At 64.6% G+C, this 22,762-nt stretch carries 22 protein-coding genes; 16 read left to right on the top strand and 6 right to left on the bottom strand.

From position 1 onward, the window contains the following. Positions 1–16 precede the first annotated feature (16 nt). The 6 genes from GA566_RS23900 to GA566_RS23875 all read left to right on the top strand — a co-directional run bounded on the left by GA566_RS23900 (position 17) and on the right by GA566_RS23875 (position 6,069). Positions 17–412 (top strand): response regulator transcription factor, encoded by a 396-nt coding sequence (locus GA566_RS23900; protein WP_160474213.1) that lies wholly within the window; start codon positions 17–19, stop codon positions 410–412. A 111-nt stretch (positions 413–523) separates the two neighbouring features. Next, complete coding sequence (locus GA566_RS23895; RefSeq protein WP_137928100.1) at positions 524–778, top strand: RNA-binding protein; 255 nt, start codon at positions 524–526, stop codon at positions 776–778. 51 nt (positions 779–829) lie between these two features. After that, on the top strand, positions 830–2,017 hold the full coding sequence (locus GA566_RS23890) for an efflux RND transporter periplasmic adaptor subunit (RefSeq protein WP_160474212.1): 1,188 nt from the start codon (positions 830–832) through the stop codon (positions 2,015–2,017). Further along, a complete protein-coding gene (locus GA566_RS23885; RefSeq protein ID WP_137928098.1) occupies positions 2,014–5,169 on the top strand; it encodes an efflux RND transporter permease subunit in 3,156 nt (1,051 codons plus the stop codon). Before GA566_RS23890 ends, GA566_RS23885 begins: the two co-directional genes overlap by 4 nt. 4 nt (positions 5,170–5,173) lie before the next feature. Next, positions 5,174–5,641 carry a glycine zipper domain-containing protein gene (locus tag GA566_RS23880; protein WP_160474211.1) on the top strand — a complete coding sequence of 156 codons (468 nt, stop codon included), beginning with the start codon at positions 5,174–5,176 and terminating at the stop codon, positions 5,639–5,641. A gap of 14 nt (positions 5,642–5,655) precedes the next feature. Further along, positions 5,656–6,069 carry a hypothetical protein gene (locus GA566_RS23875; protein ID WP_137928096.1) on the top strand — a complete coding sequence of 138 codons (414 nt, stop codon included), beginning with the start codon at positions 5,656–5,658 and terminating at the stop codon, positions 6,067–6,069. Between the two features lie 2 nt (positions 6,070–6,071). Here the strand turns inward: GA566_RS23875 and ppk2 are convergent, their stop codons facing one another. Then, entirely contained in the window at positions 6,072–6,905 is an 834-nt protein-coding gene (gene ppk2, locus GA566_RS23870; RefSeq protein ID WP_160474210.1) for a polyphosphate kinase 2, read from the bottom strand. A gap of 159 nt (positions 6,906–7,064) precedes the next feature. On the opposite strand from ppk2, the gene GA566_RS23865 reads away from it, so the two are divergent. From GA566_RS23865 to GA566_RS23845, 5 genes are read left to right on the top strand one after another with little or no spacing between them, the layout of a single operon-like run. Next, positions 7,065–7,337 (top strand): hypothetical protein, encoded by a 273-nt coding sequence (locus GA566_RS23865; protein ID WP_137928094.1) that lies wholly within the window; start codon positions 7,065–7,067, stop codon positions 7,335–7,337. Positions 7,338–7,340: 3 nt separating this feature from the next. Next, positions 7,341–8,489 carry an AI-2E family transporter gene (locus GA566_RS23860; protein ID WP_160474209.1) on the top strand — a complete coding sequence of 383 codons (1,149 nt, stop codon included), beginning with the start codon at positions 7,341–7,343 and terminating at the stop codon, positions 8,487–8,489. Positions 8,490–8,535: 46 nt separating this feature from the next. After that, the gene (locus GA566_RS23855) at positions 8,536–10,023 is read left to right on the top strand and encodes a TolC family protein (RefSeq protein ID WP_160474734.1); all 1,488 of its coding nucleotides are present in this window, start codon (positions 8,536–8,538) and stop codon (positions 10,021–10,023) included. Next, positions 10,020–11,117 (top strand): HlyD family secretion protein, encoded by a 1,098-nt coding sequence (locus GA566_RS23850; RefSeq protein ID WP_137928092.1) that lies wholly within the window; start codon positions 10,020–10,022, stop codon positions 11,115–11,117. The genes GA566_RS23855 and GA566_RS23850 overlap by 4 nt, the downstream gene beginning before the upstream one ends. Continuing rightward, positions 11,107–12,153 carry a DUF2955 domain-containing protein gene (locus GA566_RS23845; protein ID WP_160474208.1) on the top strand — a complete coding sequence of 349 codons (1,047 nt, stop codon included), beginning with the start codon at positions 11,107–11,109 and terminating at the stop codon, positions 12,151–12,153. Before GA566_RS23850 ends, GA566_RS23845 begins: the two co-directional genes overlap by 11 nt. Here the strand turns inward: GA566_RS23845 and GA566_RS23840 are convergent. Beyond that, the gene (locus GA566_RS23840) at positions 12,132–12,506 is read right to left on the bottom strand and encodes a hypothetical protein (protein ID WP_137928090.1); all 375 of its coding nucleotides are present in this window, start codon (positions 12,504–12,506) and stop codon (positions 12,132–12,134) included. The two genes, GA566_RS23845 and GA566_RS23840, sit on opposite strands and share 22 nt — an antisense overlap. 71 nt (positions 12,507–12,577) lie before the next feature. Beyond that, entirely contained in the window at positions 12,578–13,579 is a 1,002-nt protein-coding gene (locus GA566_RS23835; protein WP_137928089.1) for an AraC family transcriptional regulator, read from the bottom strand. A 203-nt stretch (positions 13,580–13,782) separates the two neighbouring features. Between GA566_RS23835 and GA566_RS23830 the strand changes: the two genes are divergently transcribed. The 4 genes from GA566_RS23830 (at position 13,783) to GA566_RS23815 (ending at position 19,219) form a co-directional block, all read left to right on the top strand. Further along, positions 13,783–14,763: a quinone oxidoreductase gene (locus GA566_RS23830; protein ID WP_160474207.1), complete on the top strand. Its 981-nt coding sequence runs from the start codon at positions 13,783–13,785 to the stop codon at positions 14,761–14,763. Positions 14,764–14,772: 9 nt separating this feature from the next. After that, positions 14,773–15,621 (top strand): TauD/TfdA family dioxygenase, encoded by an 849-nt coding sequence (locus GA566_RS23825; protein WP_160474206.1) that lies wholly within the window; start codon positions 14,773–14,775, stop codon positions 15,619–15,621. A 38-nt stretch (positions 15,622–15,659) separates the two neighbouring features. Continuing rightward, positions 15,660–17,306, top strand: coding sequence for a fatty acid--CoA ligase (locus tag GA566_RS23820; RefSeq protein ID WP_160474733.1), 1,647 nt, complete (start codon positions 15,660–15,662; stop codon positions 17,304–17,306). A 299-nt stretch (positions 17,307–17,605) separates the two neighbouring features. Further along, positions 17,606–19,219, top strand: a complete 1,614-nt coding sequence (locus GA566_RS23815) for an ABC-F family ATP-binding cassette domain-containing protein (RefSeq protein WP_160474205.1) — start codon at positions 17,606–17,608, stop codon at positions 19,217–19,219. 13 nt (positions 19,220–19,232) lie between these two features. Here GA566_RS23815 and GA566_RS23810 read toward each other — a convergent pair whose 3' ends face one another. The 3 genes from GA566_RS23810 to GA566_RS23800 all read right to left on the bottom strand — a co-directional run bounded on the left by GA566_RS23810 (position 19,233) and on the right by GA566_RS23800 (position 21,589). Further along, positions 19,233–20,213, bottom strand: a complete 981-nt coding sequence (locus GA566_RS23810; RefSeq protein WP_137928592.1) for a tripartite tricarboxylate transporter substrate binding protein — start codon at positions 20,211–20,213, stop codon at positions 19,233–19,235. A 104-nt stretch (positions 20,214–20,317) separates the two neighbouring features. Next, positions 20,318–20,521, bottom strand: coding sequence for a DUF1289 domain-containing protein (locus tag GA566_RS23805; protein WP_137928593.1), 204 nt, complete (start codon positions 20,519–20,521; stop codon positions 20,318–20,320). Positions 20,522–20,530: 9 nt separating this feature from the next. Continuing rightward, entirely contained in the window at positions 20,531–21,589 is a 1,059-nt protein-coding gene (locus tag GA566_RS23800; RefSeq protein ID WP_137928594.1) for a 3-keto-5-aminohexanoate cleavage protein, read from the bottom strand. 128 nt (positions 21,590–21,717) lie between these two features. Between GA566_RS23800 and GA566_RS23795 the strand changes: the two genes are divergently transcribed. After that, positions 21,718–22,719: an AraC family transcriptional regulator gene (locus GA566_RS23795; protein WP_137928595.1), complete on the top strand. Its 1,002-nt coding sequence runs from the start codon at positions 21,718–21,720 to the stop codon at positions 22,717–22,719. Positions 22,720–22,762: the final 43 nt, after the last annotated feature.

The raw sequence follows: 22,762 nt of genomic DNA, 5'->3' as shown, positions 1-22,762 counted from the left end.
CCGGGCCTGCGTGGCGATGGATGCTTCGGGACAATTTGCGCATTGCGTGGCGGTGGTGGACGATGACGCCTCCGTGGCACGCTCCACGGCCCGGCTGCTGCGCGCGGCGGGTATTGGTGCCGATGTCTACGTCAGCGGTGACGACTTCCTGCACCGCATCCGAGACGATCCCCGGTATCGGCCCGACTGCGTCATCCTCGATGTCTGCATGCCTGGCCTCAACGGCCTGGAGGTGCAGCAGCAACTGATCGGCCTGCCGATGTCGCTGATCTTCATCACGGCGCATGACGTGCCCGCCGCACGCGACACGGCGCTCGCCGCCGGCGCCATCGGCTATCTGCGCAAACCGTTTCATGCGGCGCAACTGATCGAACTCGTACGCGGCGTCCTGCGTACCGGACTGCGCCCGTGATGCCGTCCCCGAGCATGGTCCTTGGTCCAATTGCCAAGCACGACTGCTGCGGCACATGCTTAGTCTGCAATGCCGCGCGATTGGCATCGCCGGCGGCTAAGGAGACCTGCCATGGCGCTCTTGATGCTTTCCAATCTCCACCCCGATACCACCGAGGATGAGGTCAGGGAGTTCCTGACCCGCTACGGCTTTCCTGCGTTCGATCACGCCGAACAGCAGGAAGGCGATGGGACGCGTCCGTCCATGACGCTGACCTTCAACGCGCTGGACCTGCCGGAGCTGTACAAGCTGCAGCCGCGCATCCATGGCGTGTTCTGGAACGGCCACAAGATCAACGCGCTGATCCTCCGGGAGCGATACCAGTAAACCTGAATCGCTCCGGTGCACGGCAGTCGTCGGAGCGGACGGAGGATAAATATGGCGAGCGGTCTCAAGTCCGTGAGTGGGCGCGGCGCATGGCTGACCGTGATGGCGTTGGCGTTGGCGGGGTGCGACCGGCACGAGGCCAAGGCGCCCGCCGCGCCGCACGTGAGCGAGGTTGGCGTGGTCAAGGTGACGCTGCGCGACGTGCCGCTGACCTACGAGTTCGTGGGCGAGACGCAGAGCTCCCAGCAAGTGGAGATCCGTGCGCGTGTGAACGGCTTTCTCGAACAGCGGCTCTACACGGAAGGCGCGCTCGTGAAGGCCGGGCAAGTGATGTTCAAGATGGACGCAAAGCCGTTCCAGGCCGCGCTGGACGCCGCGCAGGCCGAACTCGCCCAGCAGCAGGCGCGCCTGACCACGGCGCGCGCCAACCTCGCACGGGTGCGACCGTTGGCGGCCAGGAATGCGCTGAGCCAGAAAGACCTCGACGACGCCACGGGCCAGGAGCAGGCTGCCGCGGCCGCCGTGGAGGCGGCCAGGGCCAACGTGACCAATGCAAAGCTGAACCTCGGCTACACCACCATCGCCTCGCCGGTGGCGGGCCTGTCCAGCTATGCCAAGAAACAGGTGGGCACGTATATCGATCCCAGCAACAGCCTGCTGACCTATGTGGCCAAGCTCGATCCCATCTGGATCAACTTCAGCCTGTCGGAGAACGAGGTGCTGCAGAATCAGGCGCAGACCGCGTCGGGCGCGCTGAAGATGCCCGATCGTGGCGCGATGGAAGTGGAGATCGTGCTGGCCGATGGCAGCGTCTATCCGCAGCGTGGCCACATTGCGTTTGCCGATGCCTCGTATAGCTCGGACACGGGCACCTATCTGGTTCGCGCGGAGATGCCGAATGCGGAGGGGCGGCTGCGACCGGGCCAGTTCGTGCGCGTGCATGTGCTGGGCGCCGTGCGGACGCGCGCCATCACCGTGCCGCAGGAAGCCGTGGTGCAGGGCCAGCGCGGACAGTCGGTCTGGACGGTCAACAAGGACAACAAGGCCGAGTCGCGCGTGGTCGAGGTGGGGGAGTGGGCGCAGGGTAGCTGGGTCATTCGTTCTGGACTGCGCGAGGGCGACACGGTCATCGTGGATGGATCGGTACGGCTGGCGCCCGGGGCACCGGTGAGACCCGTGCCGGCGCCAACCGCTGCGCCAACCGCTGGCGCCAGTGCCGCAAAGGGACAGCCGTCATGAAGCTGTCGCACTTCTTCATCGACCGGCCGATCTTTGCATCGGTGCTGTCGATCATCATTGTCGTGGGCGGGCTGGTGGCCATGTTCAACCTGCCCATTGCACAGTTTCCCGACATCACGCCGCCGAGCATCACGGTGTCCACCACGTATCCCGGTGCAAGTTCCGAAGTGGTGGCGCAGAACGTGGCCGCGCCTATCGAGCAGCAGGTGAACGGCGCGGACAACATGCTCTACATGTCGTCCACAAGCTCGTCTACCGGTAATCTCACATTGACCGCGTACTTCGAGATCGGCACTGACCCGTCACTGGCACAGGTGGACGTGCAGAACCGCGTGAACCTGGCACTGCCGACGCTGCCCGATGCGGTGACGCGGCAGGGCGTGACCGTGGAGAAGCGATCCCAGGCGTTCATGATGGTGATCGCGGTGTACTCGCCCGACAACAGCTATCCCCAGACCTTCGTCGACAACTACACAAGCATCTACATCCTCGATGCGCTCAAGCGCATTCCCGGTGCCAACCAGTCTGCGATCTTCGGCACGCCCGACTACGCGATGCGCATCTGGCTGCGTCCGGACCGCATGGCGCAACTGGGTATCACGGCAGAGGATGTGAAGAACGCGGTATCGAACCAGAACGAGCAATTCTCGGCGGGTCGCATTGGCCAGTCGCCCACGGCGGGGCCGGTCAAGCAGACCTTCCCGGTGGCCACAAAGGGGCGCATGACCGAACCGAAGGAGTTCGAGAACATCATCCTGCGTGCGGCCTCTGGGGACGCCGCGCTGGTGCGGCTCAAGGATATCGGCCGTGCGGAGTTGGGATCGAAGGACTATTCGCTGCGTAGCCGCTATCAGGGCAAGACAGCCACGCTACTCGCCGTGTATCAGCAGCCAGGCGCCAATGCGCTGGCCGTGGCCGAGCAGGTCCGCAAGGCACTGGCGGAAGCGAAGAAGACATTTCCGCCGGGCATGGAGTACGAGATCGCGCTCGACACCACGGAGTTCGTGCATGAGTCGATCAACGAGGTGGTGCATACGCTGCGCGATGCGGTGATCCTTGTGATCCTGGTGGTGTATCTGTTCCTGCAGAGCTTCCGGGCAACGCTGGTGCCGATCCTGGCCGTGCCGGTGTCGATCATCGGCACGTTCACGGCCATGGCGGCGTTCGGCTTCTCGGTCAACATGCTCACACTGTTCGGGATGGTGCTGGCGATTGGCATCGTGGTGGACGATGCCATCGTGGTGATCGAAAACGTGGAACGCAACATGATGGAGTTCCATATGCCGCCACGGGAGGCTGCCAAGGCTGCCATGGACGAAGTGGGCGGCCCGGTCATTGCCATCGTGCTGGTGCTGCTGGCGGTGTTCATTCCCGTGGCCTTCCTGTCGGGCATCACGGGACAGCTCTACAAACAGTTCGCGATCACGCTGGCGGTGTCGGTGTTTCTCTCTGGCATCGTTGCGCTGACACTCTCGCCCGCGCTGGCCGCTATCCTGCTGAAGCCCGGTACGCACGAGAAGAACCGCTTTTTCCGCTGGTTCAACCGCAAGTTCGACCAACTGGTGGAAGGCTATGGCAGCGCGGTGCAGGCGCTGATCCGGCGTGCCGTGATCTCGGTCGTGACCGTGGGGGTGCTGATTGCGGTGAGCGTGCTGATGTTCGTGCGCATCCCGTCGTCGTTCCTGCCCGTGGAGGACCAGGGCTACCTGCTGGGCGCGGTGATCCTGCCAGACGCGGCGAGCCTGGATCGTACCGGCGAGTTGTCGAACCGGGCCGCAGAATGGTTCCGCAAGCAGCCAGGTGTGAAATCCGTGGCCACGCCGGACGGCTATAGCCTGATCGACGGACAGAACAAGTCGAATGCCGGCACATTGTTTGTCACGCTGAAGGGGTTTCACGAACGCGACAAGGAGGAGAGTGCGGCGGCGTTGATCGCACGCGCCAACCAGGAGTTCTCCACGTATCGCGAGGGCCTCGTCATTCCGGTCAACCCGCCATCGATTCCGGGACTCGGCACCACGGGCGGTTTCGAGTTCTGGTTGCAGAGCACGGGTGACGGCACCTATCAGCAACTGGAAGAGCGCACGCGCGCTTTCATCGCCAAGGCACGTGCGCGGCCAGAGCTGCGTGGCGTCAGTACCACGATCAATACCCGCTCGCGGCAGTTGCTGGTGGACCTGGATCGCGAACGTGCGGAGACGCAGGGCGTACCGGTGGAGCAGGTGTACTCCGCGTTGCAGACCATGTTCGGCTCGCTATACGTCAGCCAGTTTCCGAAGAACAGCCGGTTGTTCCAGGTGATCCTGCAGGCCGAGCCGGAGTACCGCTCACGTCCGGAAGATATCGATCGTGTGTACGTGCGGAACTCGCGCAACGAAATGGTGCCTGTCAAGGCCGTGACCACGGCGCGCTACGTGGCCGGCGCGGACCTTGTCACGCGATTCAACAATTTCCCTGCTGCAAAAATTACCGGCGATGCCGCACCGGGCTATAGCTCCGGGCAGGCGCTGCAGGCGATGGAGCAGGTAGCGGCGGAAGTGCTTGGCGAAGGCTACAGCTACGCGTGGAGCGGACAGGCGTACGAGGAAAAGAAGGCGGGGTCCACAGCGGCGATGGTGTTCGCGTTTGCGCTGCTGATGGTATTCCTGATCCTCGCCGCGCAGTACGAGAAATGGTCCTTGCCGATTGGCGTGTTGCTTGCCGTGCCGTTTGCGCTGTTCGGTGCGCTGGTCGGCATCCTACTGCGCGGCATGGAGAACGATGTCTATTTCCAGATCGGGCTGACGGTGCTGATTGCACTGGCGGCCAAGAACGCCATCCTGATTTTCGAGTTCGCGGTGGAGATGCGTGTCAAGGAAGGATTGAGCGCCTACGACGCCGCCGTCAAGGCGGCCAAGATGCGGCTGCGCCCCATCATCATGACGTCGCTGGCATTCATCCTGGGCTGTATTCCGCTGGCCATTGCGAGCGGCGCGTCGGCGGCCAGCCGGCAGTCGCTGGGCACCGGTGTGATCGGTGGCATGCTGGGCGCCACGGTGATCGCCATCTTTTTTATTCCAATGTTCTTCTGGGGACTGGAGCGCCGTACCAAGGCCAAGCTCGCCGAGTCCGCCGCACACGCACCCCACGGACCCATCTCGCTCAAGGAGTGAAGCCATGCGCAAGTCGATGATCGTGACCGCGCTGGTATCGGCCGCCTGCTGCGGCGTTGCCATCGCACAGTCCAAGCCCATTGCCTATCCGGCAAAAGGTCAGAGTCAGCAACAGCAGCAACAGGACGACGGGTACTGCTATTCGTGGGCCAAGTCCAATACCGGCATCGACCCGGCGGCAGTCGCCACGGCACCGCCGCCACCCTCCGGTCCGGCGGTCGGCGGTGGCGAACGCGTTGGCGGTGCGGCACGGGGAGCGCTAGGCGGCGCGGTGATCGGCGGCATTGCCGGCGATGCAGGCAAAGGCGCGGCGGCGGGCGCGGCGGTGGGTACGATGGCTGGTGGCCACCGCGCGCGGCAGAATCAGCGCAACCAGCAGGCCAATGCGCAATCGCAATCGGCTGGCGCGATGAACACCTACTACCGCGCGTATGGCGCGTGCATGCAGGGTCGCGGCTACACGATTCAGTAGATGAGGAGACGGCAATGACAAAGTTCCTGCGATGGCGCGTAGTACCTGCCGTGTGTGCCGCGGCAACGTTCGGAGCGTTGGCAATGTCGTGGGCAGTGCCCTCGCATGCTTACTTCGATACGTTCATGAACGGCACCATCATCGGCACCCTGGACAAGGACCAGACCGCACAACTGGTCAGCACGTTCGGCAAGACGCTTTCCGAGACCGATGACAAACAGAGCGTGCCGTTCCAGTTGCCGCCGAACGCCAAGGGCATCCCGACCGAAGGCAGCTTCACGCCACTTGTCACGCGCACCGAGAACGGCCAGCGCTGCCGCAAGATCCGCAGCGAACTGCGCCAGCGCGGACGGCAACCGGAGAAGTGGGTCGGGTGGTACTGCCAGCAACCCGGTGGAGAATGGAAGAAGACGATGTTGAAGGGGTAGCGTCAGTAAATCTCCGGAACATACCGGTACGGATAGTCAGGTTGCCTGTACCCGCCCGCCTTCTGTCGGGCGGGAAGCGTGACCTTCTTCGCGGGAATGCGTTCGTAAGGCACGCTGTCCAGCAGGTGCTGGATGATGTTGAGGCGCGCGCGGCGCTTGTTGTCGGAGCGCACTACATGCCATGGGGCGAGGTCGGTGTCCGAGGCGTCGAACATGGCGTCGCGGGCGCGGGAATAGTCGTACCAGCGGCTGTAGGATTTCAGATCCATGTCCGTGAGCTTCCAGGTCTTGCGTCCGTCCTCGATGCGCGACGCCAGCCGGCGTGTCTGCTCCTCGGGGCTGACCTCCAGCCAGTATTTGATCAACTGGATATTCGAGGCGACGATGGCGCGCTCCATCAGCGGCACGGCGCGCAGGAAGATCTCCACCTGGCGTTCGTCGGCAAAGCCCATCACGCGCTCCACGCCCGCACGGTTGTACCAACTGCGGTCGAAGATCACCACTTCGCCGGCCGCAGGAAGATGGGGCATGTAGCGCTGCATGTACATCTGGCTCTTCTCGCGCTCGGTGGGCGCCGGGAGTGCCACCACGCGGAAGATGCGCGGGCTGACGCGTTCGGTGATGGCCTTGATGGTGCCGCCCTTGCCCGCGCCGTCGCGGCCTTCGAAGACGATGCAGATCTTGGCGCCCGTGGCCGTCACCCAGTTCTGCAGGTGAACCAGTTCCACGTGCAGGTCGGCCAGTGCGCGGTCGTAGGTCTTTCGGTCGAGCGGCTCGGGCTCGACCGATGTCGCAGGTTGCGCGGCCCGCTTCTCCTTCTTTCCCTTCTTTCCCATCGTCGTCCCCCGGCACTTATGTTGGTAGCGTCGTCACCTTCCTAAATCTGGACACTGCCGATGTCCTTGGCAATGGACTTTGGTCCAATGCTTGGCCCAAGGACCAATTGCAATGCGCGATGGATTGTCGGACCCTGATCTCAGGGAGGGCCGGCAATCATGCGCAAATGCGGATTCCTGTTCATGGTGGTAGCGTTGTGGCTGGCCGTGATCGGCATCTTCTTCAGCGATCCCAGCGGGCAGATGCCTGACCGGCTCAACCTGTTCCGGATGGCGCTGCAGGGGCTGGAAGTGCAGATGTTCCGTACCGGCGGCGATCCGCCGCGCTATCTGGTCAACGTGCTTGCGCGCGACTGGCTGCTGGGCTGCGTGATCCTGTTCCTGGTGGGCGCGGCGCTGGTCAAGGTCGCCCGTTCGCGCGAGGGGGCATAGCGCATGATGCAAGGTCCGATCTCCACTGCGTTGTACTCGCGAACGCTGATCGACACGCTGATCCGCTTCGGACTCGTCGCGTTGCTGGCGATGTTCTGTTTCGAGATCTTCCGCCCGTTCCTGAACCTGATTGTCTGGGCCATCATCCTCGCCATTACGCTCTATCCCTTGCAGACGCGCTTGCGCGGCAAGGTTTTCGCCGGCGACGGCCGCACCGCCACGCTGATCATCGCGCTGGTGATTGCAGTGCTGCTGGTGCCCACCTACCTGTTGGGAATGGCCGTGATCGAATCCGTGGAACGTGCGATGGACATCGCGCGGCGCGGCGAGTTTCACGTGCCGCCGCCTGCGGAATCCGTGGCGGGTTGGCCCGTAGTGGGGCAGCGGCTCTACGACTTCTGGTTGCTGGCGGCCACAGACGCCACGGCCCTGGCGCAGAAGTTCGCACCGCAGATCAAGGTAGCGAGCATCACGGCATTGAGCGCCGTGGGCGGCGTTGGCGTGGGCTTGCTGATGTTCGTGGGTGCGCTGATCATCGCGGGCATCTTCATGGCGTATGGCGAGCTGGGCGAGCGTAGCGCGATACGGATCATGTCGCGCATCACGGGGCCAGATCGCGGGCCGCGCCTCACGGCACTCTGCACGGCCACCGTGCGTGCGGTGGCGCAGGGCGTGGTGGGCATCGCCTTCATCCAGATGCTGCTGATCGGCATTGCCTTCGTGGTGGCGGGTGTGCCTGGCGCGGGCCTGCTGGCGTTGGCCATACTGCTGCTCGGCATCATGCAGTTGCCTGCGACGCTGATCACGATTCCGGTCATCCTCTTCGTCTTTGCCACGGATGGCATGAGCGTCGGCAATGTTGTCTTTGCGGCGTATGTGTTCGTGGCCGGGCTGGCCGATAACGTGCTCAAGCCGCTGTTGCTGGGGCGCGGCGTGGAGGTGCCGATGCCGGTGGTGCTGATTGGCGCGCTGGGGGGCATGGTCACGGGCGGCATCCTCGGACTCTTTATCGGTCCCATCGCGCTGGCGGTGGCCTACCAGTTGTTCTGGCAATGGGTGGACCAGCCGCCGTTGCAAAGCGTCGAGACAACCGTGAAAGCCAGCACGGAGCCCAGTAGCCTGCCGACCGGGCCTGGCGTTGGCGAGGGATGACGTGCCATATCGCCCATGTCGCCCCTGTCTCTGGAGAGGAGGATGGATCGCCGTTGGTGTCGCTATCGCTGCCGTACTGGGCGGATGCGTGAAGCTGGGGCCGGATTTCAGCCCCGCGCCTGAACCGTGGACAACCCACTGGCAGAGCGAAGCCATCGAACAGGTCAGCACGTCCGGTGCCATGCCCGAGACGCGCGAGTGGTGGCGGATCTTCGCAGACCCTGCGCTGGAGCGGTTGATGGTTGCTGCGGATGCCGGGGACGCCGGTGTGCGGATCGCGGGCCTGCGTGTGATGGAGGCGCGCGCGCAACTGGGCATGGCGCAGGCGGGCCGCTATCCGCAGGTGCAGCAGGCCACGGCCGATGCCATGTACGTGCACAGCCGGCAGACTGGGGCCTCGGCGCAGACGGCGCGGATGTGGGAATACAGCGCGGGTCTCGATGTTGGCTGGGAGCTGGATTTCTGGGGACGCTTCGCGCGCGCGATCGAATCGGCGGATGCGGCGTTCCTGGGCGCACAGGCCAATCACGCGGCAATGCTGGTCCTGCTGCACGCGCAGGTGGCCACCACCTACTACGCATTGCGCACGGCCGAGGCGCGGTTGGCCATTGCGCGCGATAACGCGCGCTTGCAGAAGCGCAGCTTCGAAATCACCGAGCGACTGTTCAAAGGCGGCGAGAGCGATGAACTCGACTTCCAGCAGGCGCGCACGCAATACCTGGGCACCTTGAGCAGCATTCCCGAACTCGAGAACCAGATCCAGCAAGCGCGCAATGCGTTGCTGGTGCTGCTTGGACGGCCACCGGGGCCGCTGCCTGAACTGGCCGATGCCGGCGACCGCACCGGCGTGTTGCCGCTGATCGATCGTGCGGTGCTGCAGGACGTGCCGGCTGACCTGCTGCTGCGTCGTCCCGATGTGCGGGCGGCGGAATACAAGGTGGCCGCGCAATCGGCACTGATCGGCGTGGCGCGCGCCGACCTGTATCCGGCAGTCACGCTGATGGGCAGCATTGGCTGGTCGGCCACATCGTTGCCGGGCACGCAGAACGGCATGCTGCTGGTGGGGGGACCCAGTGTGCGGTGGAACATCTTCGACTACGGACGCATCGTCAATAACGTGCGCGTGCAGGACGCGCGGCTGCAGCAGTTGATCGTGGCGTATCAGGACACCGTGCGCCAGGGCGCGCGCGAGGCCGACGATGCCGCGGGCGGTCTGGCCAAGGCGCTGCAGCGCGAGCGCATCCTGCGCGAAGCGTCGCAGGCCGCCGAGCGTTCATTGGCGCTGGCGACCACCGTGTTTCGCGAGGGCTATTCCGATTTCCAGCGCGTGCTGGACGCCCAGCGTGCTTTGTTCGCGCAGCAGGACGCCTACCTCGTCAATCGTGGCAATGCGGTGAACTATCTGATCGCGCTCTACAAGGCGCTGGGTGGTGGATGGGCGACGTCGGCACCGTTGATCGATGCTGCCACGCGGCAGCAGATGGAACAGCGCACGGACTGGGGAAAGCTGATCGAGGAGACTGCGCAACCATGAGCGGACCACCGGCATCGGCGGGTTCCGACCCGTCCCGCAAGGCGCTATGGGCAGTGTTGTTGCTGATTGCCTTGAGCTTGCTCTGGTATTTGCTGGCTGACCGCTTCACGCCTTATACACAGCAGGCCCGTGTGCAGGCATTCGTCATTCCTGTGGCGTCGGAAGTCTCGGGGCGCGTGACCCGCGTCTATGTCCGCAACAACCAGAACGTGGCCGCCGGGAGCGTGTTGTTCGATGTGGACCCGCAGCATTACCGCATCGCGGTAGACCGCGCGCGCGCCGAACTCGAATCCACGCGCCGGCAGATTGGTGCCAACACAGCCGGCATCGCGTCAGCGCAAGCCTCGTTGCGTGCCGCGCAGGCCAACGAGTTGAAGGCACGGCAGGACAGCGAGCGGCTGGAGCGGCTATACAGGGAAGATCCGGGCACAGTCTCCGTGCGACGCCTGGAAGTCGCGCGTGCCTCGCATACGCAGGCGGTGAGTCAGGTGGCGGCAGCACGGGCGGAAGTGGAGCGCGCACGGGAGCAGCAGGGCGGCAGTGACGAAGACAACGCCAAGCTGCGCAGTGCGGCAGCCGCGCTCGAGAAAGCCGAACTGGATCTGAGCAATGCACAGGTGCGTGCGCGCACGGCGGGCCTGGTTACCGACCTGCGCACCGAGGCGGGGCTGTATGCGGCGGCGGGCAATCCTGTCATGACGCTGATCGCCATCCACGACGTGTGGATCAGCGCGGACATGACGGAGAACAATCTGGGTCATATGGCACCCGGCACGCCCGTGCGCATCGTGCTCGATGCACTGCCCGGCAGGGTATTGACCGGGCGCGTGCACAGCATCGGCTTCGGGGTCAGCACGGGGCAGAGTCCTCCGCCAGGTGGTTTGCCGACGATTCAGAACAGCCGCGACTGGCTGCGGCCCGCGCAGCGCTTTCCGGTGCGGATCGATATCGATGCCGGACAACTCGATACGCTGCGTGGCGTGCGGGTGGGCGGGCAGGCGGAGGTGATGGCGTTCCCGAAGGAGGGCAATCCGCTCAACCTGCCCGGTCGCGCGTTCCTGCGCGTGATGAGCTGGTTCTCGTATGTCTACTGAAAAGAGTCGCGACGTGATGCCTATGCTGCAACGGCGCGCGTTGCGGCTTGCTATCGGCGCGGCGGCGTGCCTCGTCGTCAGCTACGGTCTGCAATGGCCCATCCCGTTCGTCGCGCCCGTGCTGGCCGTTTTCGTCTTCGCATCGATGGAGCGGCCGCTGACCGTGCGTGCGGGAGTGGGCCTCGCGCTGGTGATGCTGCTCGCCACGGGCAGCGGCCTGTTGCTGGTGCCGTTCCTGCGCGAGGCGCCTGTCAGTGGCGTGTTGATGACCGGACTCTGCCTGTTCCTGGCGTTTCGTCACGGGCTACGCGGCGGCAACATGCTGGTGTCGACGTTTCTCGTCGCAGGCGTGACGCTGATCGCGGCGGCGGGTTCGGCGGATGGCGCGTTGGCCGTGACGGTCATTGGTACGCTCACGCGGAGTCTGCTGCTGGCGGTGCTGATGCTGGGAGCGTGCCACGTGTTGGTGCGCGAGCCGCATCTTTCACCGGCCTCGCACAGGAAGGCCGAACCTCATGAGCAAGCGGACTGGATGGCCCTGCGCGCCACGCTGGTGGTGATGCCGCCGTTTCTGCTCGCCATGGCGGACCCCGCCGCCTACCTGCCGATCATCATGAAAGCGGTGAGCCTTGGGCGGCAAAGCTGCACAACGGCTCGCGGTGCGGCGCGCGAACTGGTTGGCTCGACGCTGCTCGGCGGATTACTGGCCATCGCGTTCTGGCTGGCGCTCGGCCTGTTCGTGCATCTGTGGATGTACGGCCTGTGGATGGCACTGTTCTCGCTGTGGGTCGCGCGACGGTTGTTCCGGCTGCATGCCACGTCGATGTCGCCGGGCTTCTGGCTGAACAGCCTGGTGACGATGATCATCCTGCTGGGGCAGTCCGTCGAGGACAGCGCCACCGGCAAGGATGTCTACCAGGCGTTCCTGGTGCGCATGGGGTTGTTCGTCGGTGTGTCGCTCTACGCCTGCCTGATGCTGGCCGTGCTCGACATCCGACGAACGACCGTGCCCGATCAGGAGCAGTTGTCGCGATAGCTCTGCTGCAGGCGTTTGAGGGTCTTGTCGCGTTCGAGCTTCGGTACGGCCTCGCCTTGTGCGTTCGTGGTAGCGGTGCCGGGCGACTTGTAGGTGCGCTTGCGCGACGTGTCGTTGATGTCCTGCAGCAGTTGATCGCACCGGGCGCGGCGCTGGTCTTCGTAGCTGGCGTTGGACTTGTCGTTGGGGTTCGGTGCCGAAGGCGGGCGATACGGATTCGAGCCGTCCTGCACGGCCTCCGAGATGGCGGCCGCCGCGCTTGACGCGCCGCTCTGGGGTTGCGCCCAGGCCATGCTTCCGGGAATCAGGACCAGCAGTGCCGCGAGCGGCAGCAGACGTCGGGGGGATGCCATGAAAGCTCCAGTGGTGAAAGTCCGAAAGCCAAGGGCGCAATGCCGCCAAGCGTAGCACGCCGCGCGGGTATTCACCGTGACGTTGTGTGGCGGCGGCGCCAGAGGTTGGGTGCCTCGCCGAATTGCGCGGAGAACCAGCGTGTGAACGATGCCGCCGAGCCATAGCCCAGCAACTCGGAGACACGCAGCAGAGAGTAGTCGGCATTGGCCACGTAGCGCTGCGCCAGCTCGCGTCGCACCTCGTTGAGGATGTCGGTGAAGGTCTCTCCGGCATCGTCTAGCTGGCGCTGCATCGAACGCAGGCTCATGCCCAGCCCCTGGGCCACGGCCTCGCTCGTGGCGCGTCCCATCGGCAGCATCAGGTAGACGGTGTTGCGCACCTCGCGTGCGATGGACCGATCATTGACGCGCGGCAGCGTTTCCACCATGCGTTGTGCATGCAGCGCCATCGCCGCATTGCCTGAGGGATTCGGCGCATCGAGATCGGCGGCCAGGCAGACGATGCCGTGGTACTCGCTGCCGAATTCCACTGGACAGGCGAAGAGGCGACGATGCACCTGCAGGTCAGGCGGCGCAGCATGCGCGAAGTGCACGCCGAGCGGACGCCAGTTGGACCCCAGCAGCGCCCGGCACAGGCGAAAGATCACGCCCACCGCCAGCTCCGCGGCCTGCCGGGACGGCGTGCCGAGTACCACTTCCTGCCGGATGATCACGACCTTTTCCATACGCTCCAGCAGGATCGCCACCGATTCGTTGACCAGATGGCGATAGCGGATGATGGTTTCCAGCGCATCGCGCAGGGTGGGTTGCTGGCTGATCAGCAGACTCATCACGCCGAAATCCGCAAGCTGCCGGGACTCCGCCATGCGCAGGCCGAACGTGGGGCACGCCGCGGTTTGTGCGGCGGCTTCGAGCAGTGCCGCGCAGCGTTCGGCTGGAATACGCTGGTCGGGGTCGGCCAGCATCGCGCGGGTCAGGCCCGCTGCGCGTAGCAAAGGCTGCGCATTCACGCCAAGGTCCTGGGCTACCTCGAAGAAGTTGGTCAGCGCCGCCGCGCGTACGAGCGTCCTCATGGCGTCCTCATCCTGTCTCCCGTCTTGTCGTTCTGTCGTGCACGCTTCACATCCCGTGGCGTGTCATCGTTGGCGATGATAGGCGGACTGGCATGAAATGCAAAGTTGTCGGCGGGCGATGCAAAGCGGCCAACCCCTGCGCTCTCTACATTGCATGCATGGCTGCGCATGCCGCGTGGCCCCCTGAATGTGGAGACCAGCAGATGGCCAAGGCCGTGCGCATGCATCAAACCGGTGGACCCGAAGTTCTTCGACTTGAAGACGTGGAGGTGGGCGACCCGGGTCCGGGGCAAGTCCGGATTCGTCACGTGGCGGTGGGGCTGAACTATGCGGACACCTACTTCCGCAATGGCACCTACCCGGTGCCGCTGCCTGCGGGAATGGGCGTGGAAGCGGCGGGCGTGGTGCAAGCCGTAGGCGCGGGCGTGACCAACGTGGCCGCAGGTGACCGTGTGACATACACCGGTTTCCTGAACACGCTGGGCGCCTACAGCACCGAGCGTGTGGTGGCGGCAGCGCCGCTGATCCGGCTACCGGAGACCATCGCTTTTGAAACGGCTGCGGCGATGACAATGCGCGGCCTCACATCGGCCTACCTGATGCGGCGCATCCACGCGTTCCGTCGCGGCGACACGATCCTGCTGCACGCCGCCGCCGGTGGCGTGGGACTGATCGTGGCGCAGTGGGCACGGCTGCTGGGACTGAACGTGATCGGCACGGTGTCTACCGAGGCCAAGGCCGACGTGGCGCGCGCGCATGGCTGCCAGCACATCATCGATTACACACGCGAAGACGTGGCCAGCCGCGTGCGCGAGATCACGGACGGCGTAGGTGTGTCGGTGGTGTTCGACAGCGTGGGCAAGAGCACCTTCACGGCGTCGCTTGACTCGCTCAAGCGTCGTGGCCTGCTGGTGTGCGTGGGCACGGCATCGGGTCCGGTGCCACCGTTCGATCCTGTGCTGCTGGCGATGAAGGGATCGGTGTACGTGACGCGTCCCGCGCTGGCGGACTACATTGCGGACCCCGCGGAAAAAGCCGAACTGGCGGGTGAGTTGTTCGATCACGTCGGCGCCGGGCGCATCCGCATCGAAATCAACCAGCGCTATGCGCTGGAGGATGCCGTGCAGGCACACCGCGACCTGGAATCGCGCAAGACCACGGGGTCTTCGATCTTTGTCATCTGAGAGTCGGCCATGCAAATCAAACCTCTGACCTGTGCCATCGGCGCCGAAATCGTGGGCGTGGACCTGGCCGAAGCAGTGCGCAACGACGACCTGTTCGGCGCGATCCGCGAAACACTGCTCCGGCACCGCGTAGTGTTCCTGCGCAACCAGCGATTCAGCCGTGCGGAGCACGTGGCATTCGCCCGCCGCTTCGGCGAGCTTGAGGATCACCCGGTAGCGGGCAGCGATCCCGAACACCCCGGCCTCGTGCGCATCTACAAGTCACCGGACCAGCCGAACGACCGTTACGAGAACTGCTGGCACTCGGATGCCACGTGGCGCGCTGCGCCGCAGTTCGGCGCGGTGTTGCGATGCGTGCAGAGCCCACCCGTGGGTGGCGACACGATGTGGGCCAACATGGCCCTGGCCTACGAGCGCTTGCCGGACACCGTCAAGACGCAGATTGCCGATCTGCGCGCCCGTCACAGCATCGAGGCGAGCTTTGGCGCGGCCATGCCGCGGGAGAAGCGCCTCGCATTGAAAGCGCAGTTTCCAGATGCCGAGCACCCCGTCGTGCGCACCCATCCCGATACCGGCGAGAAGATCCTTTACGTGAACGGATTCACCACGCATTTCACGAACTACCACACACCGGACCGCGTGCGCTTCGGCCAGGACGCCAATCCCGGCGCGGCCGATCTGCTGCGCTATCTGGTGTCGCAGGCGTATATCCCCGAGTTCCAGGTGCGCTGGCGCTGGGAGCCGGACAGTGTGGCGATCTGGGATAACACCGCCACCCAGCACTATGCCGTGATGGACTACCCGCCCTGCCATCGCAAGATGGAGCGCGCCGGGATTGTCGGCAACGTGCCGTTCTGAAACCTGAAGCACCCAAGACAACGAGAGATACCGCAGTGATCGACAACCACCTTATCGTTCCCACGCCGTCGGCCTACGCCTACCCGCTGCTGGTCAAGCAACTGCTGACCAATGCCATGCGCCTTCACGGCGAGCAGGAGATCAGCTATCGCGGCAAAATGCGCTACACGTACCGCGAATTCGGGCAGCGGCTGAACAAGCTGGCCTGCGCGCTGGCGTCACTCGGCGTGCGGCAGGGCGACACCGTGGCCGTCATGGACTGGGACAGCCATCGCTACCTGGAATGCTATTTCGGTGTGCCGATGATGGGCGCCACGCTGTTTACCGTGAACGTGCGGCTCTCTCCGCAGCAGATCCTCTACACGCTCAACGATGCCGGCGCCGATGTGGTGCTGGTGCATCCCGACTTCCTGCCGGTGCTGGCGCAGATACGCGGCCAGCTTGCAAGACAGCCGCGTATCGTGCTGATGGCAGACGGCCAGGAAGTTACGGAAAGCGGCGTCGTGTTCGACGGTGAATACGAAGCATTGCTCGCCGCCGCGCCCGCCGATTTCGACTTCCCCGAGCTGGATGAGCGCACGCGGGCGGCGATGTTCTACACCACGGGCACCACGGGCGATCCGAAAGGCGTGTGCTACAGCCATCGCGATATCGTGCTGCACACGCTGACAGCGGCCACGGGCCTGTGCTCGCCGCGCGAGGGGCAACGCATCCATCGCGAGGATGTGTACATGCCGATCACGCCGATGTTTCACGTGATGGCATGGGGCATGCCGTATGTAGCGATCATGCTGGGCTTGCGTACCGTGCTGCCGGGACGCTACGTGCCGGCCGCGCTGCTGAAACTGCGCGAGTCAGAGCGCGTCACGTTCTCGCACTGCGTGCCCACCATTCTGCAGATGCTGCTGGAAGAAGCGCAGCAAACGGGCCAGCCATTGGACGACTGGAAGGTGATCATCGGCGGCTCGGCCTTGCCGGAGGCACTATGCGAGGCGGCGCTGGCGCGAGGCATCGACATCTTTGCGGGCTACGGCATGTCGGAGACGGGCCCCATCGTGGCGTTGGCGCAGATTCCTCCGGGCCATGTGCCCCGCGATCGCAAGGAGGAGGTGCGCCTGCGCTGCGCCACGGGGCGTCCGCTGCCGCTGGTCGATCTGCGGATCGTCGGCAACGACATGCGCGAGGTGCCGTCCGATGGCCAGGCGCAGGGCGAGATCGTACTGCGCGCGCCGTACCTGACGCGCGCTTATCACGGCAAGCCGGCGGCGTCGGAAGAGCTGTGGGCCGATGGCTACCTGCACACGCAGGACGTGGCCGTCAGCGGACCGGACGGCTTCGTGCGGATCGTGGACCGGCTCAAGGATGTGATCAAGACCGGCGGCGAGTGGGTGTCTTCGATCGAGGTCGAGAATCTCGTCACGCAGGTGCCGGGCGTACGCGAGTGCGCAGTGGTAGGTGTGCCCGACGCGCGCTGGGGCGAGCGGCCGATGGCCTATGTAGTGCGTGCGAACGGCGTGGCCGTGGAAGCAGACCAGATCCGGCACGCGCTGCTCGGCCACGTCGATACACAGCGCCTGAGCAAGTACGCGGTGCCCGAGACGGAGCGAATTGTCTTCGTGGATGCCATCCCGAGAACCAGCGTAGGGAAGATCGACAAGAAGGTGCTGCGGGGGCGGGTGGGGTAGACCGCACCATGAGCGTCGGGGGCCAGGCATCAATCGTTGAGATAACAACGATTTGAGGGGGTTTTTCGTTGTTATTTCAACGAATCCGATTCCGCGTGCACCGGCCATCTGCTGCCCCCGACCTCGCCACGACGATTTGACACCACCCCTTCGCGCTCCCTAGAATCACCACTTCCCCCCATCACCCAGGAGGTATTCGTCCCATGCGCCATTGATGCCGCCGTCTCTGACGGCCAGTCTCCACCCGCCCCCACTTGCAGAATCCGCAGGGGGAGTTCCTGGCATCCATGGAATCACGCATGACGAATCCCTGTCTCACGCTGGAAAGCGTGTCTTATGTTTTGCCCGATGGCAGAACACTCTTTTCCGATCTGAACGAGACGTTTGATCAGCGCCGCACCGGGCTGGTCGGACGCAATGGCGTGGGCAAATCGCTGCTGGCCCGTCTTCTGGCGGGGCAGCTGCCACCCAGCAGCGGCCGATGCCTGCGGTCCGGTACCGTGCACTACCTCGCGCAGCAGGTCGATCATCCGCCGGATACCACCGTCGCCGGTCTGGCGGGCGTGCAGCGCGTACTGGATGCACTGGCTCGCATCGAAGCCGGTAGCAGCGACCCGGCGGATTTCGACGCGCTGGGCGATCGCTGGGATATCCGGCAACAATTGCAGGGAGCGTTGGCGCAGCATGGCCTGGGCCATCTCGACGTGGATACGCCCGCCAGCCAACTCAGCGGCGGCGAAGCCATGCGTGTGGCGCTGATCGGTGCATGGCTGTCGGATACCGACTTCCTCATCCTCGACGAGCCCAGCAATCATCTCGACCGTTCCAATCGGCAGGCGCTGATCGACCAACTGCAGCACTGGTCACGCGGACTGCTGGTGGTCAGCCACGACAGGCAACTGCTGGAAACGATGTCGCGCATCGTGGAGTTGTCCTCGCTTGGGCTGCGCAGTTATGGCGGCAACTACACGTTCTACGCCGCAGCCAAGGCGCTGGAGCGGCAGAACGCGCTCCACCAACTCGAACAACGCAAGCTCGAACGCACGCGTGAGGACCAGGCCATGCGTGAGCAACGAGAGCGCATGGTGCGCCGGGAGGCGCGTGGCAATCGGCAGGGCAAGGAGGCCAACCAGGCCAAGATCCTGTTGGGCCGGCAGAAGGAGCGCAGCGAGGGATCGGCTGGCAAGCTGCGACAGCAGCAGGCGTCGGCGCGACAGTTGCTCGACCAGCAGGTCCGCGAGGCCGCGCAGCAGTTGCAAGCCGATGCGGAGATCAACCTGCATGCGTTGCCGGTTGCGCAGGTGGCCCAACGGCGTGTCGTGGAACTGGATGCACTGGCACTGCCATGCGTGCAGGAAAGAACGCGTTTGATCGATCTCAGCCTGAGCGGGCAGCAGCGCGTGGGTGTTGTCGGGCCCAATGGCTGCGGCAAATCCACGCTGTTGAAGGTGATGGCGGGTCAGATCGAACCGTTGGCCGGAGTTTGCAAGGTGGTAGCAGACGCCGTCTATCTGGACCAGCGGCTGGCCAACCTGCATCCCGAAAAGACTGTGCTTGAGCAGATGCAAGCGGCCAATCGCACGGCAGCCGAAGGCGACCTGCGCATGCGACTGGCGCAACTCGACCTGGACGCGCAGAAGATCACGGCCCCCAGTGGCACACTCAGCGGCGGAGAGCGCCTGAAGGCCGCACTGGCGTGCGTGCTCTACGCCGACCCGCCCGCGCAGTTGCTGTTGCTCGATGAGCCGAGCAACCACCTGGACCTGCCTTCGGCGCAGGCGCTGGAAACCATGTTGCGCAGTTATCAAGGCGCACTGGTCGTGGTGTCACACGACGATGCGTTCCTGAACAACCTCGGATTGACCCATCGCCTGATCGCCACGGAGCAGGGGTGGCGCCTGGAGTCCTGGTGATGCGGCGCCACCTTCACGGCCGGATATGGAATGCCTTCACGATGCCCGCGTTGCGCTCGTACTCCGCATGCAGCGACTGGTTCAGGTCCTGCAGCGATTGCACCGGCATGGCTTCATAGCCGAGCGCTTCGAGGCGCTCGCGCACCTTGGGATTGGCCGCTGCCTTGTAGGCTGCGTCATGAATCTTCTGCGCCATGTCTGCCGGAACCTTGGCCGAGGCGATGACGCCAACCCAGTTGCTGAAGTCGATATCCGGATACCCCTGCTCGGCGAAGGTGGGCACCTGCGGCAGCAGCGGCGAACGTGTCTTCGACGCCACCGCGTAGGGCTGGAGCTTGCCCGCGCGGATCATCGGCAGCGATGTGACCATGCCGTCGTACATCACGGGAATCTGTCCGCCCATGACCTGCGTGAGCGCCGGGCTGGAGCCGGGAAACGGAATGTGCTGCAGATCCATGCCGGCTTCCTGGTTCAGGATGGCGCCGGCGTAGTGCGAGGCCGTGCCTGCGCTATACGACGCGAAACTCAGTTTTCCGGGATGGGCCTTCGCATAGGTGATGAGGCTCTTGAGGTCCTTCGCGGGCAGCGTGGGCGCACCGACCAGCACCATCCGCGAGCGGCCCACGGCAGCCAGCGGCTGGATGTCCTTCATCGTGTCGTACGGCGTCTTCTGAATGTGCGGAATCTCGGTCAGCACATTGGTCGCGGTGACCATGAGCGTCTGCCCGTCCGGCGGGGCGGAGAGCAGGGCGGTCATGGCGATGGCACCGCCGCCACCGGGCTTGTTGTCCACCACGACGGGCTGGCCCAGATCCGTGCTCAGTTGCTCGGCCATCAGGCGCGCCATGACGTCCATGGTGCCGCCGGCAGGGGCGGGTACGAGCATGCGCACGGGCTTGTTGTTCCACGCCATGGCAGACGCCGGAACAGCGAGACAAGCGAAGGCAACCAGTGCGGCACGGCGCAGTCGCGTTCGGAAAGTGGCTTCAGGCATGGTGTCTCCTTGCTCTGATTATGGAGTGATGGAAGGTGCGTGGGAAGAAAGAGCCGGACCGCCATGCAGAGTCACGGTTGAGGGAGCGGCGGCCCGGCTGAAAATCAATCGGCCGGTTGACGCTGGCGGCGTGTGGGCAGCGCCGCCAGCACGAATGCGCGCTGCGCCTCGCTCATGCCGTCCCACAATCCGATCTCGACGGGCGTGCGGTGGCAGCCCTGGCAATAGCGGCGCGCCTGATCCATGCGGCAGATGTTGATGCATGGGTTGGGCGCCGCCGCGCGTGGGGTGTCGAACGGAGTCAGCATGATCCGTGCTCAGGCTGCGCGGCGCAGCGGCAGGTGCTTCTGGCCGGTCTGACGATTCGGCAGCATGCCGTGTGCGGCGAGGGTCTCGTCCGCGCTGTCGTACCACGTACCGATGCGATAGATGGCGCGCGCTTCCTTGCCGCTGGCGATCTCGCGTCCCAGTTCATGCGCCACGCGCACGCATTGCTCGATCTGCTGGACCGAAGTCATCCGGTTGCCGTGCTGGTCGATGATGGTGTCCTCGATGCCGCAACGTGGATGCAGTCCCATGGCCATCGCCATCATGTTGAACGGCAGCACGTTCTTGAGCAGCGACTCCGCCGTCAGCGTGCAGCCGTCTGGTGCGCGGTGGATGAAGTTGAAGAAGTTGAACGGGTTAGGCCCATCGAAGCCACCGCCGATACCGATCCACGTCAGGTTCAGCGGACCCTTGTAGGCGCCGGCGCGCACCATGCGCTCCAGCGTTTCCAGTGCATGGATGCCGGTGAGCTGGAAATGCGGCTGGATACGTGCGGCACTCAGGCGGCGCAGGTGTTCCTCCACCCAGCCCGGACCCGCCGGTACGGTCATCTCGCGATACGCCTCGATGTAGGCCGGGTTGGCGAGCGAAGTGCCTTCGCGGTACTCCGGATACAGCAACTCCATGATGTTCATCTGCGTGGTGTTGATGGCCACGGTGACCTGATCCGGCGCGGGGGTCAGGTCGGCAAGCATGTGCCGCGTATCGTCGGACAGCCACACGGCGGCCTGGCCTTCGTCTTCCGGAGCAAACGAGATCGACCCGCCCACCTGGATGATCATGTCGGGCACGGCGGCGCGCACGCCGGCGATCAGTTCGTTGAACTTGGAGAGCCGCTTGGAACCCTTGCCGTCGAGTTCGCGCACGTGCAGGTGCAGCACGGTGGCGCCGGCGTTGTAGCAGTCCACCGCTTTCTGTACCTGTTCCTCCATGGTGACGGGGATGTCCTCCGGAAAGTCTTCCGGCATCCACTCGGGGCCGTACGGCGCCACGGTGATCACCACTTTTTCCATGTTCTCGGGGTGTAGGGAATCGTCGAGGAATTGCATGCGTGTCTCCTTCGTTCAGTCTGGTTCGGTCTGGTTCGACAAGTGTTCGAAGTATCGGCCATGGGGTTGTCACGATTTGACGATGCGGGACACCCGATTTACATTTCGGGACAGTCAGGGAAAACACGATGTCCTACTTTCTGCGCAGTGCGAGCCTTACGAACTATGTGGATGTGGCGCGGGCCGTCGGGCTCGATCCACACCAGATGCTGCGTGCCGCAAGGATCAGCCGCAACGCGCTGCTCGACCCCGATATCCGCATCCCGGCGGCATCGGTGGGCCGGTTGCTGGAGGCATCGGCCAAGGCGGCGCAGGTGGAAGATTTCGGCTTGCGGATGGCGGAACTGCGGCAGTTTTCCAATCTCGGACCATTGGCATTCGTGGTGCGTGAGGCACCTACGTTGCGCCGAGCGCTGGAATCGATGGTGCGATACATGAGCCTGCAGAACGAGGCGCTGGCGATGCGTGTGGAGGATGCCGACGATCTGGTGCTGATCCGGCTGCAACTGCTGGGTGATGGTTCGGGTTCGCTGCGGCAAGCCACCGAATTGGCAGGCGGCGTCATGTTCCGCATCCTGTCGCTGTTTCTGGGTGCGGCGTGGCGCCCGCGCAGCATCTGCTTTGCGCATGCCGCGCCGTCGAGCCAGGCAACATGCCTGCGTGTGTTTGGCATGCCGGCGCTCTACGGCCAGGATTTCGATGGCATCGTCTGCACGGCACGCGATCTGGAGGCGCCGCTGCCATCGTATGACCCCGGCATGGCGCAACAGGTGACGCGCTATCTGGACACACTGCTCGCGCAGTCGAACACCAATATGGCCGACAAGGTGCGCAAGCTTGTGCATGCGCTGCTACCCAGCGGCATGTGTTCCGTGGATCGCGTGGCGCAGCAACTCGGCGTGGATCGCCGTACGATCCATCGCTGGCTGACGGCGGATGGCACCACGTATTCAGAGATCGTCAACGATGCCCGCGCGAGCCTGGCCACGCGCTATATCGAGAACCGCGCACGGCCATTGTCGGAAGTGGCCACGCTGCTGGGCTTTGCATCGTTAAGCGCTTTTTCCCGCTGGTTTGGGGCGCAGTTTGGATGCAGTGTTTCGAAGTGGAGAGTGGGGAGGGGGGAGTAGTGGTTTTCTCCCCTCTCCCGCATGCGGGAGAGGGGCGGGGGAG

The sequence above is a fragment of the Cupriavidus sp. SW-Y-13 genome (genome assembly GCF_009793345.1).
GTDB lineage: Bacteria > Pseudomonadota > Gammaproteobacteria > Burkholderiales > Burkholderiaceae > Cupriavidus.
Note: the sequence above shows the minus strand (reverse complement) of the source record. Positions and strands in the feature narration are given on the sequence as shown.

Excerpts from the sequence above, each read along its gene's own strand:
- GA566_RS23900 (WP_160474213.1), top strand. The coding sequence starts at position 17 with ATGGATGCTTCGGGACAATTTGCGCATTGCGTGGCGGTGGTGGACGAT.
- GA566_RS23895 (WP_137928100.1), top strand. The coding sequence starts at position 524 with ATGGCGCTCTTGATGCTTTCCAATCTCCACCCCGATACCACCGAGGAT.
- GA566_RS23890 (WP_160474212.1), top strand. The coding sequence starts at position 830 with ATGGCGAGCGGTCTCAAGTCCGTGAGTGGGCGCGGCGCATGGCTGACC.
- GA566_RS23885 (WP_137928098.1), top strand. The coding sequence starts at position 2,014 with ATGAAGCTGTCGCACTTCTTCATCGACCGGCCGATCTTTGCATCGGTG.
- GA566_RS23880 (WP_160474211.1), top strand. The coding sequence starts at position 5,174 with ATGCGCAAGTCGATGATCGTGACCGCGCTGGTATCGGCCGCCTGCTGC.
- GA566_RS23875 (WP_137928096.1), top strand. The coding sequence starts at position 5,656 with ATGACAAAGTTCCTGCGATGGCGCGTAGTACCTGCCGTGTGTGCCGCG.
- ppk2 (WP_160474210.1), bottom strand. The coding sequence starts at position 6,905 with ATGGGAAAGAAGGGAAAGAAGGAGAAGCGGGCCGCGCAACCTGCGACA.
- GA566_RS23865 (WP_137928094.1), top strand. The coding sequence starts at position 7,065 with ATGCGCAAATGCGGATTCCTGTTCATGGTGGTAGCGTTGTGGCTGGCC.
- GA566_RS23860 (WP_160474209.1), top strand. The coding sequence starts at position 7,341 with ATGATGCAAGGTCCGATCTCCACTGCGTTGTACTCGCGAACGCTGATC.
- GA566_RS23850 (WP_137928092.1), top strand. The coding sequence starts at position 10,020 with ATGAGCGGACCACCGGCATCGGCGGGTTCCGACCCGTCCCGCAAGGCG.
- GA566_RS23845 (WP_160474208.1), top strand. The coding sequence starts at position 11,107 with ATGTCTACTGAAAAGAGTCGCGACGTGATGCCTATGCTGCAACGGCGC.
- GA566_RS23840 (WP_137928090.1), bottom strand. The coding sequence starts at position 12,506 with ATGGCATCCCCCCGACGTCTGCTGCCGCTCGCGGCACTGCTGGTCCTG.
- GA566_RS23835 (WP_137928089.1), bottom strand. The coding sequence starts at position 13,579 with ATGAGGACGCTCGTACGCGCGGCGGCGCTGACCAACTTCTTCGAGGTA.
- GA566_RS23830 (WP_160474207.1), top strand. The coding sequence starts at position 13,783 with ATGGCCAAGGCCGTGCGCATGCATCAAACCGGTGGACCCGAAGTTCTT.
- GA566_RS23825 (WP_160474206.1), top strand. The coding sequence starts at position 14,773 with ATGCAAATCAAACCTCTGACCTGTGCCATCGGCGCCGAAATCGTGGGC.
- GA566_RS23815 (WP_160474205.1), top strand. The coding sequence starts at position 17,606 with ATGACGAATCCCTGTCTCACGCTGGAAAGCGTGTCTTATGTTTTGCCC.
- GA566_RS23810 (WP_137928592.1), bottom strand. The coding sequence starts at position 20,213 with ATGCCTGAAGCCACTTTCCGAACGCGACTGCGCCGTGCCGCACTGGTT.
- GA566_RS23805 (WP_137928593.1), bottom strand. The coding sequence starts at position 20,521 with ATGCTGACTCCGTTCGACACCCCACGCGCGGCGGCGCCCAACCCATGC.
- GA566_RS23800 (WP_137928594.1), bottom strand. The coding sequence starts at position 21,589 with ATGCAATTCCTCGACGATTCCCTACACCCCGAGAACATGGAAAAAGTG.
- GA566_RS23795 (WP_137928595.1), top strand. The coding sequence starts at position 21,718 with ATGTCCTACTTTCTGCGCAGTGCGAGCCTTACGAACTATGTGGATGTG.